Origin of the sequence: Cupriavidus lacunae (assembly GCF_003353055.1) — a bacterium.
In the GTDB taxonomy this organism is placed as follows: Bacteria; Pseudomonadota; Gammaproteobacteria; order Burkholderiales; family Burkholderiaceae; genus Cupriavidus; species Cupriavidus lacunae.
Genome location: NZ_QKWJ01000004.1, coordinates 232,424 through 247,414, shown reverse-complemented (window position 1 = coordinate 247,414; position 14,991 = coordinate 232,424). Strand labels below are relative to the sequence as shown.

Sequence of the window (14,991 nt, the reverse complement as noted above, 5' to 3'; positions counted from 1 at the left end):
GCTTCTACCCTGTCGTTCGGACCTCTTGAGCTATCCCAACATCAGGCAATGGCCCCTGTTCATCGGCACGCCCGCGAAACTTCTCCCAGGCGTGCCATGTCAACGACTCGCGCCTTCTGCAAGCCGGCGCCTCTCAGGCCGCAGCCCGCCGTGCAGCGCCGCGATACTGCGCCAGCAATGCCTCCCGCCGAATGGCGGCCGCATCCATGCTGGCCTCCTTCACGTGCCCGTAGCCCCGGATATCATCGGGCAACGCGGCAAGCGCCAGCGCGGTGTCAACGTTGTCCGCGCTCAGCGAACCGGCGAACTCGCCGATCATGGCCAGATAGTCGTTGACCAGGGCCCGCTCGGCGCGGCGCTCCGCAGTCTTGCCGAACACGTCGAGCGCCGTGCCACGCAAACCCTTCAGGCGCGCCAGCAGGCGGAATGCCGTCATGGTGCGCGGGCCGAAGCGGCGCTTGACCAGCCGGCCCTTGTCGTCTGACTTGGCCAGCAGCGGCGGCGCCAGCCAGAAGTTGAGCTGGTAGTCGCGGCCGGGCTCGCCTTCGAACTGGGCGCGCAGCTTGTCCAGGAAGGCGGGATCGGTGTAGAGGCGGGCCACCTCGTACTCATCCTTGTAGGCCATCAGCTTGGCCAGGTTGCGGGCCACGGCTTCGGTCAGCGGCAGCTTGCGATCGACGCCCAGTTGCTGCTCCGCGGCGCGGATGCGCTCGACGGCCTCGCGGTAACGGGCTGCGTATGCAGTGTTCTGATAGCCGGTCAGCATCGCTTCGCGCTTGCGGATCAGGGCGTCCAGCGTCTGCGGCATTGCCACCACCTGGGCGGTCGGAGTGGCCGAGGCGTTCGGCAGGGTCGCCTTGACTGCAGCCTCACCATGGTGCGCGATATACCGTCCCCATTCGAAGGCCAGCCGGTTCTTCTCGATCGACACCCCATTGAGTTCGATGGCGCGCAGCAGGCTTTCGCGCTGCAGCGGGATCCAGCCCTTCTGCCAGGCAAAGCCGAGCAACAGCGGGTTGGAGTAGATGGCGTCGGCCAGCAGGGTCACCGCCCATGCGCTGGCGTCGAAGAACGCGCAAGCGTCGCCCACGCTGGCGCGCAGATCCTGCTCCGCGCTGGCGCCGGGGAACTTCCACTTCGGGTTCTTGATGAATTCCGCGGTGGGCGTGTTGGCGCTGTTGACCACGGCGGCAGTCAGGCCGTGCCGGACCTTCGACAGCACTTCAGCCGAAGCCGAGACAATGGCGTCGCCCCCGATCACCAGGCGGGCCTCGCCCGTGGCAATCCGGGTCGCATGCAGGTGGTCCGGGCCCGGCGCGATCTGCACGTGGCTGATCACCGCCCCGCCCTTTTGGGCCAGGCCAGCCATGTCGAGCACGGTCACGCCCTTGCGTTCGAGGTGCGATGCCATGCCCAGCAGGCCGCCGATGGTGACCACGCCAGTGCCGCCCACGCCGGTGACCAGCACGCCGTACGGCCGGTCAAGGGCGGGCAAGCGCGGCAACGGCAGCGACTCGAAGTCGGCCCCGGTGCCTTTGCCGCCCGCCGCCGCGGGCTTGCGCACCTGCGCGCCCTCGGCGGTGACAAAGCTGGGACAGAAGCCGTTGACGCAGGAGAAATCCTTGTTGCATGACGACTGGTTGATCCTGCGCTTGGTCCCGAGTTCGGTCTCCAGCGGCTCCACCGACAAGCAGTTGGACTTGGCCGAGCAATCGCCGCAGCCCTCGCAGACCGCGTCGTTGATGAAGGCGCGCTTCGCCGGATCAGGATAGGTGCCGCGCTTGCGGCGGCGGCGCTTCTCGGTCGCGCAGGTCTGGTCGTAGATCAGGATGGTGACGCCCTCGGTATCGCGCAACTCAACCTGCACGGCATCGAGCTGGTCGCGATGGAACACGGTCACGCCGGATGGCAGCATCGCGCCGTCGCCATATTTCTCGGGTTCGTCGGTGACGACAACCAGCTTCTTCGCGCCCTCGGCCAGCACCTGGTGGGCAATCTGCGGTACCGTCAGCACGCCGTCGAAGGGCTGCCCGCCGGTCATTGCCACGGCGTCATTGAACAGGATCTTGTACGTGATATTGGCCTTGGCCGCGATCGATGCGCGGATGGCCAGCAGTCCCGAGTGGAAATACGTGCCGTCGCCCAGGTTGGCAAACACGTGCTTGTCACCGGTGAAGTGCATCTGGCCGGTCCATGCCACCCCTTCGCCCCCCATCTGGCTGAAGGTGTCGGTATTGCGGTCCATCCACAAGGTCATGTAGTGGCAGCCGATGCCAGCCAGCGCACGCGAGCCCTCCGGCACGCGCGTGGACGTATTGTGCGGGCAGCCCGAGCAGAACCAGGGCTTGCGCTCCACCGCAATGCGCGGCTGCGCGGCCTCGCGCTCCTTGGCCTCGATCAGCGCCACGCGCGCGGCAATGCGGGTGCGAACCGCTTCCGGCAAGTCGAGGCGTTCCAGCCGCCGGGCGATGGCCTTGGCGATCAGCGCCGGCGACAGCTCATAGTGCGCCGGCAGCAGCCAGTTGCCACGCGGCACCGACCACTCGCCGCCATCGTTGCCACGCTGGTCGAACTTGCCGAAAACCTTTGGCCGCACATCCTCGCGCCAGTTGTACAGCTCTTCCTTGAGCGCGTACTCAAGGATCTGGCGCTTCTCTTCCACCACCAGGATTTCTTCCAGGCCAGTGGCGAACTCGCGGGCGCCATGCGCCTCCAGCGGCCACACGCAACCCACCTTGTAGACGCGGATGCCGATGCGGGCGCAGGTGTCATCGTCCAGGCCGAGGTCGGTGAGCGCCTGGCGCACGTCCAGGTAGGCCTTGCCGGCGGTCATGATGCCGAAGCGCGCGTTCGGCGCATCGAGCACGACACGATTGAGCCGGTTGGCCCGCACATAGGCCAGCGCCGCATACCACTTGTGGTCAAGCAGCCGCGCCTCCTGCTCCAGCGGGGAATCCGGCCAGCGGATATTGAGGCCGCCCTGCGGCACGACAAAGTCCTCCGGCAACTTGATCTGCACGCGGTCGGGGTCGATCTCGACCGAGGCGGTGGACTCCACCACGTCGGTGACGCACTTCATCGCCACCCACAGGCCGGAATAGCGGCTCATGGCCCAGCCATGCAGGCCGTAGTCGAGGTACTCCTGCACATTGGCGGGGTACAGCACCGGGATGCCGGCAGCCTGGAGCACGTGCTCCGACTGGTGCGCCACCGTGGAGGACTTGGCGGCATGGTCGTCGCCGGCCAGCAGCAGCACGCCGCCATGGCGCGACGAGCCGGCCGAATTGGCGTGTTTCAGCACGTCGATGGACCGGTCCACGCCCGGCCCCTTGCCATACCACATCGAGAACACGCCGTCGCGCGTGGCGCCGGGAAACAGGTTGACCTGCTGGCTGCCCCAGACGGCAGTCGCGGCCAGGTCCTCGTTGACGCCGGGCTGGAACACCACGTCGCTGGCCGCCAGGTGCTGCTTTGCCTTCCATAGCGCCTGGTCCACGCCGCCCAGCGGCGAACCGCGGTAGCCCGAGATAAACCCGGCCGTGTTCAGGCCGGCGGCGCGGTCGCGCGCCTTCTGCAACATCGGCAGGCGCACCAGCGCCTGCACGCCGCTCAGGTAGACGCGGCCTTTGTCCAGGGTGTACTTGTCGTCCAGGCTGGCGCTGGCCAGGGTCTCGAGCAAAGCGGGGTTCAGCGGGGCATTCACGATGTCAGTCTCCGTGCTTGTTCTCTTGTCCGAAGGAGTGTAGAAATCCGCGCCCTCATCGTAAAATCATGAATTCCAACACCTGATATCTGCAAAACGGATACCTCGGAGACAACCATGTTCAAGGCACGCGAAGGCTCGGAAAGACTGGCCAAGGAAGTCACGCTCAGGCAGTTCCGCTATTTCGTCGCGGCTGCGGAGACGGGGCAGTTTTCCATGGCCGCGACCGCCGAGCATGTCTCGCAATCCGCCATCACCAACGCCGTGCTGGCGCTCGAACAGCGCCTGGCCGTGCGCCTGTTCGATCGCCGGCCCCATGGTGTGACGCTGACGGCAGAAGGCCACCTCTTCTTCCAGCACGCGCGCCAGATCCTGGATTCGGTCGAGGATGCGCTGCGCGAGCCGCGCTTCCAGGTCCACGGATTGCAGGGCAGCGTGCGCCTGGCTGCCTCTTACACGGTGCTCGGCTACTTCCTGCCGGGACTGCTGGCGCGCTTTCGCACCAACTATCCGGACATCGAACTGGATCTGCTCGACATGGACCGGCCGGACATCGAGCGGGCGGTGCTGGCGGGGGAGATCGAACTGGGCATCGCGCTGCTGTCCAACCTGGAGCGGCCACAGCGCTTCCAGCGCCATACGCTGATGCGTTCCCGGCGCCAGTTGTGGACCTCGGCCAGCCATCCGCTGCTGGCCGTGGAGCGGCCTTCGCTGCGCGATATCGCGGCCTATCCGTATCTGCTCATCACCGTGGATGAGGCCGAGGAATCCACCCTGCGCTACTGGCGCAGCCACCGGCTCGCGCCCAATGTCGCGTTCCGGACCGGTTCGATGGAGGCGCTGCGCGGGCTGGTGGCGCATGGCTTCGGCGTCACCGTGCTATCCGACATGGTGTACCGCCCCTGGTCCCTGGAGGGAAAGCAGATCGAGGCCCGGCCGATAGCCAATGCGGTGCCGGACATGGAGGTCGGCATGCTGTGGCAGCCCGGGCGCAAGCTGGACAAGCCGGCCGATGCGCTGCGGGAATTCCTGATTCACGCCTGCGGGAGCTGAGGCGGAAAGTTCGATTCCCCGCCCACAGCGCCTCAATTCAGCGTGGCGCCTGCCTGCTTCACGATGCGCGCGTGCTTGTCCAGTTCGCTCCGGAAGAACGGCGCCGCCGCTTCGGCACCCGTGCCGGTCACCACCACGCCCTGCGCCGCCAGGTGCTCCTGTACGTCGCGTTCCTGCAGCGTGGCCTGGATCTTCGACTGGAGGTCTTGCACGCCCTGTTTCGGCATCCCCGCGGGACCGACGATCGCCAGCCATGCGTCAAAGTTGTATCGGGGCAGCCCCGATTCCGCGAGCGTCGGCACATCGGGCAGCGTCGGGACCCGCTGGGCAGTGGACACGGCAATCGCCTTGAGCTTGCCCGCCTTGATCAGCGGCAACACCGTCTGCACTGTGAGGAAGCCCATCTGCACCTGGCCACCGATCAGGTCGGTGGTGTAGTTGCCGGCGCCCTTGTATGGCACGTGCCGGATGTCGACCTTTGCTTCACTGGCAAAGAGCTGGCCGGCCAGATGCAGGACCGTGCCGTTCCCCGACGAGCCGTAGTTCAGTTCACCCGGCTTCGACTTCAGCAGTGCGATCAGTTGCTTTGTCGTCTGCGCGCCGACAGCAGGATTCACGACAAGCACCAGCGGCAGCGTGCCGATGACCGTGATCGGGGTGATGTCCTTCAATGAGTCATAGGGCAGCTGCTTGTAGATGAACGGGTTGATGACGTGGTTCGACGAGATCAGGCCAAGCGTCGACCCGTCTTTCGGCACCCTGACGAGCTGCTGGGTGCCCGGCACGCCGCCGGCGCCGGCGATATTCTCGACGACCACCGAGTGACCGAGATGCCTGCCCAGCGGCTGGCTCAGCGCCCGTGCGACGGCGTCGGCTTGCGAACCAGGCTGTGTCGGCACGATCAGCCTGACCGGCTTTGCATCCTGCGCATGAACTGAACCACCAATCAATGCCAACGTGGCCAGGGTGGCAAGCGCCTTGCACGCCTGTCGAAACAGCGAGGTCCGCATGTCTTGTCTCCGTTTATCGCATCGCACCGTGGACGGTGGCTTTGCGACGGAGTGTAGTGTTGCGACGCGGTGATGGCCGAGTGCTAATCCGCTTGACCGGGTATCTCAGCCTGGCATATCTTCCACACCCCCGTCTGGCTGCAGCGCGCGGATCATGGCGGCAATCGCCCGCAACCGCGGTTGCTTGTAAGGAGCATAGATCAGCAACTGGCGCTCGCGCCAGGGCTCGTCCAGCGGCACGCGGACGAAGCGGCGGGTACCGGCATAGGCGGCGCTGGCGCTGGCGGGCAGGACTGCGATGCCCAGGCCCGCCTCCACCATGCGGCAAGCGGCTTCGAAGCTGGACACCGCCACGCCCTGGTTGAACGGCAGGCGCAGATTTGCCGCCTGCTCGCGCAAGTCCTGGTCCAGCGCGCCGCCGGGCTGGACCACGACCAGCGGATGCTCGAGGACCTCGGCATATCGAATGCGCTTGCGCCTTGCCAATGGATGCGACGACGGAATCACCACATTGAGCGGATCGCTGGCAAAGGGCCAGGTTTCCAGTCCGCCAGGCGTCCTGGCCGCGACCCCGATACCAATGTCGACCCGATCATCGAGGCAGGCACGGAGCGTTTCCGCGGTGGAGCGCTCGTAAAGCGCGATCTCGACCAGCGGGTGCGCCGCCTTGAAGGCATGCAAGCGCTCCGGCAGAAAACCGATGATGGCCGACGGACTGGCCGACAGGCGCACCACGCCGGCAACCCGGTCGCCAAGGTCCTGCACCTCGCGCGCGAAGCTGGCGATATCCTCGTTCAGCTTGCGCCCCAGTTCCAGCGCACGGGCTCCGGCATCGGTCAGCACCACGCCCGCGGGCGACCGGACAAACAGGACCACCCCCAGGCTGCGCTCCAGCTCGGCAATGCGCCGGCTCAGCGCCGACTGGGCGATATGCTCGGTCTCGGCCGCGCGCTTGATGGAGCCTTCGCGCGCCGCAGCCAGGAACAGTTGAATATTGACGGGATCGATGCGATGCATGTGTCAGTGGGCCCACGCGAGCGAGCCGGAATGTCGCCCGATACTAACCTCGCCGGGCACACGGCGCACGCCCATGGGTTTACCCTAATATGCCGCGAGCAGATAGCCGCAATGCCGCATCAGCGCTTCGTGCCCGCGCGCAATGCAGTTAAAGTCCCGCGAAATGCCACCGGAGACATGCATGAGCGCCATCGATGCCACAGGCCGCATCCTGTTCCTTGCCGACTCAGCGGCGGTCATGGCGAGACAACTCCAGGGTCAGGCACTGACCCTGGCGGCGGCCGGCGCCCTGCGCGACGATGTCTCGACGGACGAAATCACGCCCGTGCCGATCCTGACGCACTATGACGACGCGCTCGGCCGCTACCCCTATACGGGCTACAAGGTAGAGGGAACGTGCCCGGTCACCGTCAACGCGATTCGCCACGGGGTCTTTTCGGTGACGGTCGCAGGCAACCGCTACGGCAAGGGATCCTCGCGCGAGCATAGTCCGGCAGCGGAGAAGCTCGCGGGCATCAAGCTGGTCATCGCCCGCAGCTTCGAGCGCATCTACCGCCAGAACGCCGACAACATCGGCTTGCTCACCTCGACCGACTTCAGCCTGATTGCCCGGCTGGAGAAAGGCGAATCCATCGAACTGGACACGCTTGTGGCCGGGCGCGACGCGCTGGCCGCAGCGATCCTGCGGCATGGCGGGCTGCTGAAGTTCGGGCAGGAATATCTGAGCCAGGTGGAGCCCACGGCCCCCACCCTGCCCACGGGGCCGCTGACGTTGTTCGAGAAAATCGTCCTGCGGCATAGGCTCGCGACACCGGTGACGCCGGCAAGTCCAGATCCGGGCGACGGCATTTTCGTACGGGCCGACTGGCGCTTCATTCACGAGTACTACACCGGCATGTGCGCCCACATGCTGCACGCCACCTTCGGCAAGCCGCTTCAGCTCAAGGACGCCGACCACATCGTCGTCTTTGAAGACCACACGTCCTATGTCACGGAAAGCCCGGCCCACGTGCGTGGCGGGCTGATCGATAACGTCGCCAGGATGTGCGCGGCGCAACGGGATTTCGTTCGCACCTATCAACTCCGATGCCATCGCACGCTGACCGAGGACGAGTCCCGCAGCGATGACGGCGGCAATGTCGCAGGCATCTCCCACGCGATGATGGCGGAACGCTATGCCCTGCCGGGACAAGTCGTGGTGGGCACCGACTCTCACACCCCGCACAGCGGCGCACTGGGATGCGTGGCGTTCGGCGTCGGCACGACAGACATGGCCAATGCGTTCGTGACCGGCGCCGTGCGCATGACCATGCCCGAGTGCATCCAGGTCACGCTTCAAGGGGAATTGCCGCCAGGCGTCACGGCCAAGGACGTCGTGCTGCACCTGCTGGCACAAACCGGGATCAAGGCAGGCGCGGGAGTCGGCAAGGTGTTCGAGTTCACCGGGCCGGTGGTCTGCGCGATGTCCATTGACGAGCGCGCCACGCTGACGAATATGTGCGCCGAGCTGGGCGGCTTCACCGGCATTGTCGCGCCCGATGCCGAGACCTTCCGCTTCCTCAAGGAACGTCGCGGCATCGATTTCGTTGTCGAACCATGGATGCAAAGCGACGATGACGCTGTCTTTGCGACCAAGATCGGGATCGACTGCGGCACGCTCAGCCCAATGGTGGCCCGCCCCGGCGATCCGGGAAACGGCCTGCCGCTGGCCACCCTGGATCAGCGCGTACAAGTGGATATTGCTTATGGCGGCTCGTGTACCGCCGGCAAGCGAGAGGACTTCGATTGGTACCACCAGGTCCTGCATTGGGCCGTGGAACGGGGCTTGCGCATTCCCCCTCACGTCACCCTCTACCTTCAGTTCGGCACCACCGACGTCAGGGACTATTGCATCCGCCAGGGCTACCTGGAAACGTTCCAGGCGGTCGGCGCACGGATCCTCCAGCCCTCCTGCGGCGCATGCGCCAACTGCGGCCCGGGATCTTCAGAGCGGGCGGGGCAGGTGACGGTCAGCTCGATCAACCGGAATTTCCCCGGGCGCTCGGGCCCGGGGCAGGTCTGGCTTGCCAGCCCGCCTACTGTGGCCGCCAGCGCCATATCCGGGGAACTGGTTTCCTTCCAGGCGTTGCAGCAGCGCTATGGGACGCTCCACGGCACAGCCTGAGCGTGGGCAAGGGATGGCGGCCGCCGATGGAGGCCTCGAGCGACCGGATCCCTTGCAAGGCGATGCCTGCTTCGTCACATCGGAGGCTGAGTTATCCAAAAGAAATGTTGCGGCGCAACATATATACACCTATCCTTGGTCATACGCTGGTTCGGCGAGACATGGCGCCTGCCAAGCCCTGCGTCGAGTGCAGCCTGCTTGGCGCCGCCTGGCTCGAAAAGAGATCCCGGCGGTACACGCCTCCCATTTGAACCGATATTTGCCAGGTGTCCGTATCAAGCGGACTCCCAAGGAAAAGCCCTTTGCCCTCCTCCGCGCTCCCGCAGCCTGCCATTGACGTTTCCGAAAACTCCTCGCGCCTCTTCAGTGAAGTATGTGAACTGCTTCAGGCGTCGGTGCACGTCGTCAGCATTCGCACCACGCGCATGGCGATCGCCGGACCGGTGCCTGACGAACAGGACCGGCACGAATTCAGCCTGATGGGCCTGGAAAAGGGCGAGGCCGCATCGGAATCGCTCCTTGCGATGGGATCAGGATGGTTGAACCTGACCATGACCCTCGCCAAGGACACCAGCGATCATCTCTGGGCGACATCCGCGGCCGCGGCGATGCTGGCGTCCAGCCGTTCCGCCGCGCAATGGTTCGAGCGCCAGGCCGACCTGCTGCAGCTGGCAGCAGGGTTCCCCGGCAACCCGCTGCAGTTGGCCGGCCTCGCGACAAACCTGATGCAGGAGATCCTCGCACCGATCCACGGCCGTGCGATGGCAAATGCGAAGCGCCTCGGCGCAGCATGAAAGCTGCCGGGGTCGCGAAGTTGTATCGCCAGCGATCGGGGCGCTTGCCATCAAGGCTGTGATAGCGCGAACTCATAGTCGGCAGTATCGAGTCGGGAAACACGATACTCGATGCGCTCATCCTGATAGGACGACGCGACCCGCAGGATCTTCAGCAAGGCGCTGCCGACGGGAACGCCAAGCAGTTCGTGGTCGTCCTCATCGGCCAGTGCCGCGCGCAGGCGCTCTTCCGTCCGGATGATATTGATGCCGAAGGCGTCCTGGTAAAAATTGTAGAGCGTGTTCGGCCGCTCGCGCAGTTGCTTCTCCGTCAGCGTCTTGAAGCGTTCGGCCGGTACCGTAATGGCGTCGATCATGACCGCCCGCCCTTCTAGCGCGAGCACATTGGTGAACCGGAAGACGGAATCGCCAATCGACAACCCCAGTGCGGCCGCTTCCTCCTTGTCTGCCCTGGCGCGGCGGAACCTTGCCAGCCGTACCGTCGGATACTCGCGGTAACCGTCCTGGCGAACGATACGGAAGAAGCGGAAGAAATGATCCTCCTGCCGATGGGTCGCGACATACGTCCCACGCCCCTGGTGGCGGATCATGATGTTCTCCGCGACCAGCTCGTCGATGGCCTTGCGCAGCGTGCCGATCGAAACCCCGAACCGCTCGATCAGCTTGCGCTCCGGGGGAATGGCTTCGCCCGGCTTCCACTCGCCCTCGGCAAGGGCGGCAAGGATGGCGTGCTTGACGTCCTTGTACAGCACGCCGCCAATGGCAGCGCCGGCATCAAATCTGGAACCCACGTTAAATGTCCTTTGCAACGCCGCCTGCGGGGCGGCCGGCCGATCCATGTCTAACTCATATAGATAAGACTAATCATACTAAAGCCGGACACCAACCTTCAAAGCCCAGAGTCAGGCCGGCGGGGTGCCAGCCTCTGTCGCCGCGCCATCGCGACCGGCGTTACTCGACCCGGATGCGCTTCTCTTCGATCAGCCGCGCCCAACGCGTCACCTCGCCGCTGAAGTAGTCGGCGAACGGCGTACCGCCCTGCGCGGCGGGTGTGAAACCCGCCGTGACGATCCGCCCCCGCACCGCGTCGGATCCGAGCATACGTGCCACAGAGTGCGCCACCTTGTCGACGATCGGGCGCGGCGTGCCGGCTGGCATCATCAGGCCGGTCCAGTTCTCGACGATCAGGTCCGGATAGCCGGCCTCGGCGACGGTGGGTACGTCAGGCAGCAGGGGATGGCGCTCGCGCGTCGTGACCGCCAGCGCGCGCAGCTTGCCGGCCTTCACGTAAGCGAGGGATTCCGGGAAGTTGGAAAAGACCACGTCGATCTGGCCGCCGATCAAATCGGTCATGGACGGCGCGCCACCCTTGTATGGCACATGGGTGAGGTTGGTCTTGGTCTGGCTCTCGAACAGCGCGAGCGTAAGGTGCGGCGGCGTGCCGTTGCCGCTCGAGCCCGCGTTCAGCGTCGACTTCTGCGCGGCCGCCGCCAGTTCCTTCATCGACTTGATCGGCGAATTCGCCGGCACCACGACCACCATCGGCGACGACGCGATACGCGCCACCGGTACCAGGTCCTTCTGCATGCTGAAAGGCAGCTTGGGAAACAAGGTCACGTTGGATGCGTGGGTCAGCGTGACGGCCAGCCAGGTGTAGCCATCCGGCGGCGCCTTGGCGACCTGCTCGGCGCCGATGTTGGCGTTACCCCCTGGCTTGTTGTCCACCACGATGGGCTTCTTCCACTCCTCCGAGAGCTGGTGGCCGACCATGCGGGCCATGATGTCGGTCAGGCCGCCGGCCGCGAAGGGCACGACATACCGGACAGGCTTGTTCGGATAGTCCGCCGCCGAGGCATCGCTCACGCCCTGCGCGGCGGCGGGCAAAGGCACCAGCCCGGTCAGGGCCGATACGGCGGACAAGGCCAGGAGCGCGCCGGTCAGGTACCTGCGCGCGCCGCAATTCAAGCGTCGATCCATGGTTAGTCTCCGGTTGTTGTGGTCGGCCCATCTTGCGTGGGTCCGTTGTGAGCAAAATGCTGCCTGGGTCTGTTCACATATGGGAACAGACCCTACGCGCCAACCTCCTCGCCCGCGAGAGATTGCAGTTCGCGCCACAATGCGTCGGGCACTTCAACGCCGCGCGCGGCCGCCTCGGCCTGGGCCGCTTCGCGCCGGGCGCCCGGCACGCGGGTGCCCTCGTCGTCCAGCATTGCCGCAAGCAGGGCTTCCACGCGGTCCGCGTAGACCTGCGAGCCCGCGAAGGCGCCCGGGTCCAGTACGAGAAACAGCTGGCCGATGCGTGGGCGGTTGCCCGAGTCGCTGAAGAACGAATCGGCCTCGGCGCCGAACTGCGCGCCTGCCAGCGCTGTCACCAGCAGTTCTACCATCAGCGCCAGCATCGCGCCCTTGACGCCGCCGGCCGGCAGCATCGAGCCGCGCAGCGCGGCCTGGGCGTCGGTGGTCGGCTGTCCGGCATCGTCGAGCGCCCATCCCAGCGGGATTGGCTTGCCCTGCTTTGCCGCGACCATGATCTTGCCGCGCGCGACCTCGGACAGGGACAGGTCGATCACTACCGGCGCCTGGCCCTGTCGCGGGAAAGCCGCCGCAATGGGGTTGGTGCCGAACAGCGGCCGCTTGCCGCCCCAGGCTGGCATGGCGGCGGGCGAATTGCCCATGGCAATCCCGATCATGCCGGCGCGCGCCACAGCCTCCAGCGGCAGCGCGGCAGCGCCGAAGTGGTGGCTGTTGGTGACCGCGGCCACGCCTACACCGGCTTGCCGCGCGCGCTCCATGGCCTCGGCGATGGCAAGGTCGCACGCCGCAAAGGCGAAGCCGCAACGGGCATCGACTAGTACCGCGCTGACACGCGTACTGTGGGCGACCGGTTCGGCATTGCCGTCGACCCGATCGTGCTGCAAATGCGCCACGTACATCGGCACGCGCGACACCCCGTGCGACGGCAGCCCCGCCGCATCCGCCCGCACCAGCGCCGCGGCCGTCGCCTGCGCCTGTCGGGTGCTTGCCCCGGCGCGGCGCAGGCCGGCGGCGGCCACGCGTTCGAGGTCGTGCAACGGGACTCGACTCATGACATCTCCTCCAGCGACCGCCGCACCTCGCGAGCAATCATCATCGACACGCGGGCATTGGCCTCGCCCGTCACGCCGCCGATATGCGGCGTCAGGATCAGGTTGGGCGCGCCCCGCAGCGCGCTGCCCTCAGGCAACGGCTCGCTGGCAAACACGTCCAGCGCCGCCCCGGCCAGGTGTCCCGCCTGCAGCGCGGCGGCGAGCGCCGGTTCATCGACCACCCCGCCGCGCGCGGTGTTGATCAGCACCGCGCCGGACTTCATCGAAGCGAGGCGTCCGACGTCGATCAGGTTCCGGGTAGCCGCCACCAGCGGCACGTGCAGGCTGACCGCGTCGGCCCGCGCCAGCAGCGCATCGAGCGGCACGCAAGCCACGCCCGTGGCAGACCAGACCGGATCGTCGGCCGAAAGCATCGGATCGCAGGCGATCACTTCCATGCCGAAGGCCCGGGCCAGCGCCGCGGTCTGCCGGCCGATATCGCCGAAGCCGATCAGGCCGAGCGTCTTGCCGAGCGCCTCCCTGCCCTCCGACAGCCTGGCCCGCGGCCACTGGCCGCCTGCCACCTCTGCGCTGGACAAGTAGGCGCCGCGCAGCAGCACGGCGGCCGTTGTCACCACATACTCCGCGACCGACCGTGCATTGGCGCCCGCGGCGGGAATGACGCGGATGCCGCGTTCGCGGCAGGCCGCGACGTCGATGTTGTCCAGCCCGACACCAAGCCGCCCGACCACCCGCAAGGCGGGCGCGCGTGCCAGCAACCCCGCGTCGACCTGGGTACGGTTGCGCACCACCAGCGCGTGAACCCCGTCCAGGACCTCCAGCAGGTCGCCGCGGCGGTCCACCCACCCCGGCTCGTACCGCAGGTCGAAGCCGGGGGTCAGCGCCTGGACCGCGACGGGGTCCATGAACTCGCTGATGCAAATGCGCTTCATCATGCGGACTCGTGGATGCGGGTCAGCACGAACTCGCGATGACCCAGCGCCTCGGCAGCGGTCCAGCGGCCGTTGACGGTCGCCAGCATGCATTCCAGGAGCTTGTCGCCGGTCTGGTCGAGCGTCTGCTCACGCTGCAGCAGGCCGGAGCAATCGACATCCATGTGCTCGCTCATCAGGCGCACGGTTCGCGGGTTGGCGCACAGCTTGATGACAGGGACGATCGGGTTGCCGATCACGTTGCCCTGGCCGGTCGGAAAGAAATGAACCACATAGCCGGCAGCCGCGCACAGCGTGACCATTTCGGCGGCGGCGGAAGAGGAATCCATGAACCACAGGCCCGGATGGGTCGGCTCCTCGGCCTTGTCCAGCACGCCGTCGACGGTGCACTTCTTGCCGATCTTCTGGATATTGCCCAGCGCCTTCTCTTCGATGGTGGTCAGGCCGCCGGCGATATTGCCCTTGGTCGGCTGCGACTCGGACAGGTCGGACGTCTTCCAGCGGTCGATCATGCCCTGGTAGCGCTCGAACATCGCCATGAACTGGTGACGCACGTCGTCATTGGCGCAGCGTTCCGCGACGATATGCTCGCCGCCGGTCAGTTCCGAGGTCTCCCCGAACACCAGCGTGGTGCCCAGCGGGTGAAGCTTGTCAAAGGCGTTCCCGACGGTCGGGTTGGCGCCGCAGCCGGAGGTCGTGTCCGACTCGCCGCACTTGGTCGACACCCACAACTCGTTGATCGGGCATTCCACGCGGTGCAGCGCGGTGGCGTACTGCACGAACTCCTTGGCCGCCTTCGAGGCACGCATGATGGTGTCGTGATCGCCGTGGCCCTCGATGCCGAAGCCGACCACCGGCTTGCCGGTCTTGGCGATGCCGTCGACGACCTTCTTGGTCCAGCCATCCTCGATGCCGATCACGACCACCGCGGCGACGTTCGGGTTGCTGCCGGCGCCGATCAGCGTCCGGAAGTGCAGGTCCAGGTCCGGACCGAACTGCAGGCGGCCATACGGGTGGGGGATGGCCATGGTGCCCTTGATGGCGACCGCGACGGCTTCGGCGGCAGCATTGGACAGGTCGTCCAGCGGCAGGATGATCACGTGGTTGCGGACGCCAACGCGGCCGTTGTCGCGGCGGTAGCCCCAGAAGGTGGTGTTTTGGTCGATCACGGACATGACGGGGTCCTCGGATGCTTGGATGGGAAGGTCTGGACGCGAAGTCAGGAAGCTGGG

The 14,991-nt window shown here is 66.3% G+C and carries 11 protein-coding genes; 3 read left to right on the top strand and 8 right to left on the bottom strand.

The window, feature by feature from the left end:
* Window positions 1-133: 133 nt before the first annotated feature.
* The gene (locus DN412_RS06065) at window positions 134-3,703 is read right to left on the bottom strand and encodes an indolepyruvate ferredoxin oxidoreductase family protein (protein WP_115013674.1); all 3,570 of its coding nucleotides are present in this window, start codon (window positions 3,701-3,703) and stop codon (window positions 134-136) included.
* Window positions 3,704-3,820: 117 nt separating this feature from the next.
* On the opposite strand from DN412_RS06065, the gene DN412_RS06060 reads away from it, so the two are divergent.
* Window positions 3,821-4,756, top strand: coding sequence for a LysR substrate-binding domain-containing protein (locus DN412_RS06060; protein ID WP_115013673.1), 936 nt, complete (start codon window positions 3,821-3,823; stop codon window positions 4,754-4,756).
* 32 nt (window positions 4,757-4,788) lie between these two features.
* On the opposite strand, the gene DN412_RS06055 is transcribed toward DN412_RS06060, so the two are convergent.
* The gene (locus tag DN412_RS06055; RefSeq protein ID WP_115013672.1) at window positions 4,789-5,766 is read right to left on the bottom strand and encodes a tripartite tricarboxylate transporter substrate binding protein; all 978 of its coding nucleotides are present in this window, start codon (window positions 5,764-5,766) and stop codon (window positions 4,789-4,791) included.
* 105 nt (window positions 5,767-5,871) lie between these two features.
* The gene (locus tag DN412_RS06050; RefSeq protein WP_115013671.1) at window positions 5,872-6,783 is read right to left on the bottom strand and encodes a LysR family transcriptional regulator; all 912 of its coding nucleotides are present in this window, start codon (window positions 6,781-6,783) and stop codon (window positions 5,872-5,874) included.
* Between the two features lie 181 nt (window positions 6,784-6,964).
* Between DN412_RS06050 and DN412_RS06045 the strand changes: the two genes are divergently transcribed.
* Window positions 6,965-8,947, top strand: a complete 1,983-nt coding sequence (locus tag DN412_RS06045) for an aconitase family protein (RefSeq protein ID WP_115013670.1) — start codon at window positions 6,965-6,967, stop codon at window positions 8,945-8,947.
* Window positions 8,948-9,249: 302 nt separating this feature from the next.
* Window positions 9,250-9,741 (top strand): polyhydroxyalkanoate granule-associated phasin, encoded by a 492-nt coding sequence (locus DN412_RS06040; protein WP_244222567.1) that lies wholly within the window; start codon window positions 9,250-9,252, stop codon window positions 9,739-9,741.
* Between the two features lie 50 nt (window positions 9,742-9,791).
* Here the strand turns inward: DN412_RS06040 and DN412_RS06035 are convergent, their stop codons facing one another.
* The 5 genes from DN412_RS06035 to DN412_RS06015 form a co-directional block, all read right to left on the bottom strand.
* Complete coding sequence (locus tag DN412_RS06035; protein WP_115013724.1) at window positions 9,792-10,532, bottom strand: GntR family transcriptional regulator; 741 nt, start codon at window positions 10,530-10,532, stop codon at window positions 9,792-9,794.
* A 160-nt stretch (window positions 10,533-10,692) separates the two neighbouring features.
* On the bottom strand, window positions 10,693-11,718 hold the full coding sequence (locus DN412_RS06030; RefSeq protein WP_115013669.1) for a Bug family tripartite tricarboxylate transporter substrate binding protein: 1,026 nt from the start codon (window positions 11,716-11,718) through the stop codon (window positions 10,693-10,695).
* Between the two features lie 92 nt (window positions 11,719-11,810).
* Window positions 11,811-12,827, bottom strand: coding sequence for an Ldh family oxidoreductase (locus DN412_RS06025; RefSeq protein ID WP_115013668.1), 1,017 nt, complete (start codon window positions 12,825-12,827; stop codon window positions 11,811-11,813).
* Window positions 12,824-13,759: a hydroxyacid dehydrogenase gene (locus DN412_RS06020; protein ID WP_115013667.1), complete on the bottom strand. Its 936-nt coding sequence runs from the start codon at window positions 13,757-13,759 to the stop codon at window positions 12,824-12,826. Before DN412_RS06020 ends, DN412_RS06025 begins: the two co-directional genes overlap by 4 nt.
* Entirely contained in the window at window positions 13,759-14,934 is a 1,176-nt protein-coding gene (locus DN412_RS06015) for a UxaA family hydrolase (RefSeq protein ID WP_115013666.1), read from the bottom strand. Before DN412_RS06015 ends, DN412_RS06020 begins: the two co-directional genes overlap by 1 nt.
* Between the last annotated feature and the right edge of the window lie 57 nt (window positions 14,935-14,991).

What these genes read in the sequence shown, in the direction of transcription:
- DN412_RS06060 (WP_115013673.1), top strand. Translation starts at nt 3,821, where the DNA reads ATGTTCAAGGCACGCGAAGGCTCGGAAAGACTGGCCAAGGAAGTCACG.
- DN412_RS06055 (WP_115013672.1), bottom strand. Translation starts at nt 5,766, where the DNA reads ATGCGGACCTCGCTGTTTCGACAGGCGTGCAAGGCGCTTGCCACCCTG.
- DN412_RS06050 (WP_115013671.1), bottom strand. Translation starts at nt 6,783, where the DNA reads ATGCATCGCATCGATCCCGTCAATATTCAACTGTTCCTGGCTGCGGCG.
- DN412_RS06045 (WP_115013670.1), top strand. Translation starts at nt 6,965, where the DNA reads ATGAGCGCCATCGATGCCACAGGCCGCATCCTGTTCCTTGCCGACTCA.
- DN412_RS06030 (WP_115013669.1), bottom strand. Translation starts at nt 11,718, where the DNA reads ATGGATCGACGCTTGAATTGCGGCGCGCGCAGGTACCTGACCGGCGCG.
- DN412_RS06025 (WP_115013668.1), bottom strand. Translation starts at nt 12,827, where the DNA reads ATGAGTCGAGTCCCGTTGCACGACCTCGAACGCGTGGCCGCCGCCGGC.
- DN412_RS06020 (WP_115013667.1), bottom strand. Translation starts at nt 13,759, where the DNA reads ATGAAGCGCATTTGCATCAGCGAGTTCATGGACCCCGTCGCGGTCCAG.
- DN412_RS06015 (WP_115013666.1), bottom strand. Translation starts at nt 14,934, where the DNA reads ATGTCCGTGATCGACCAAAACACCACCTTCTGGGGCTACCGCCGCGAC.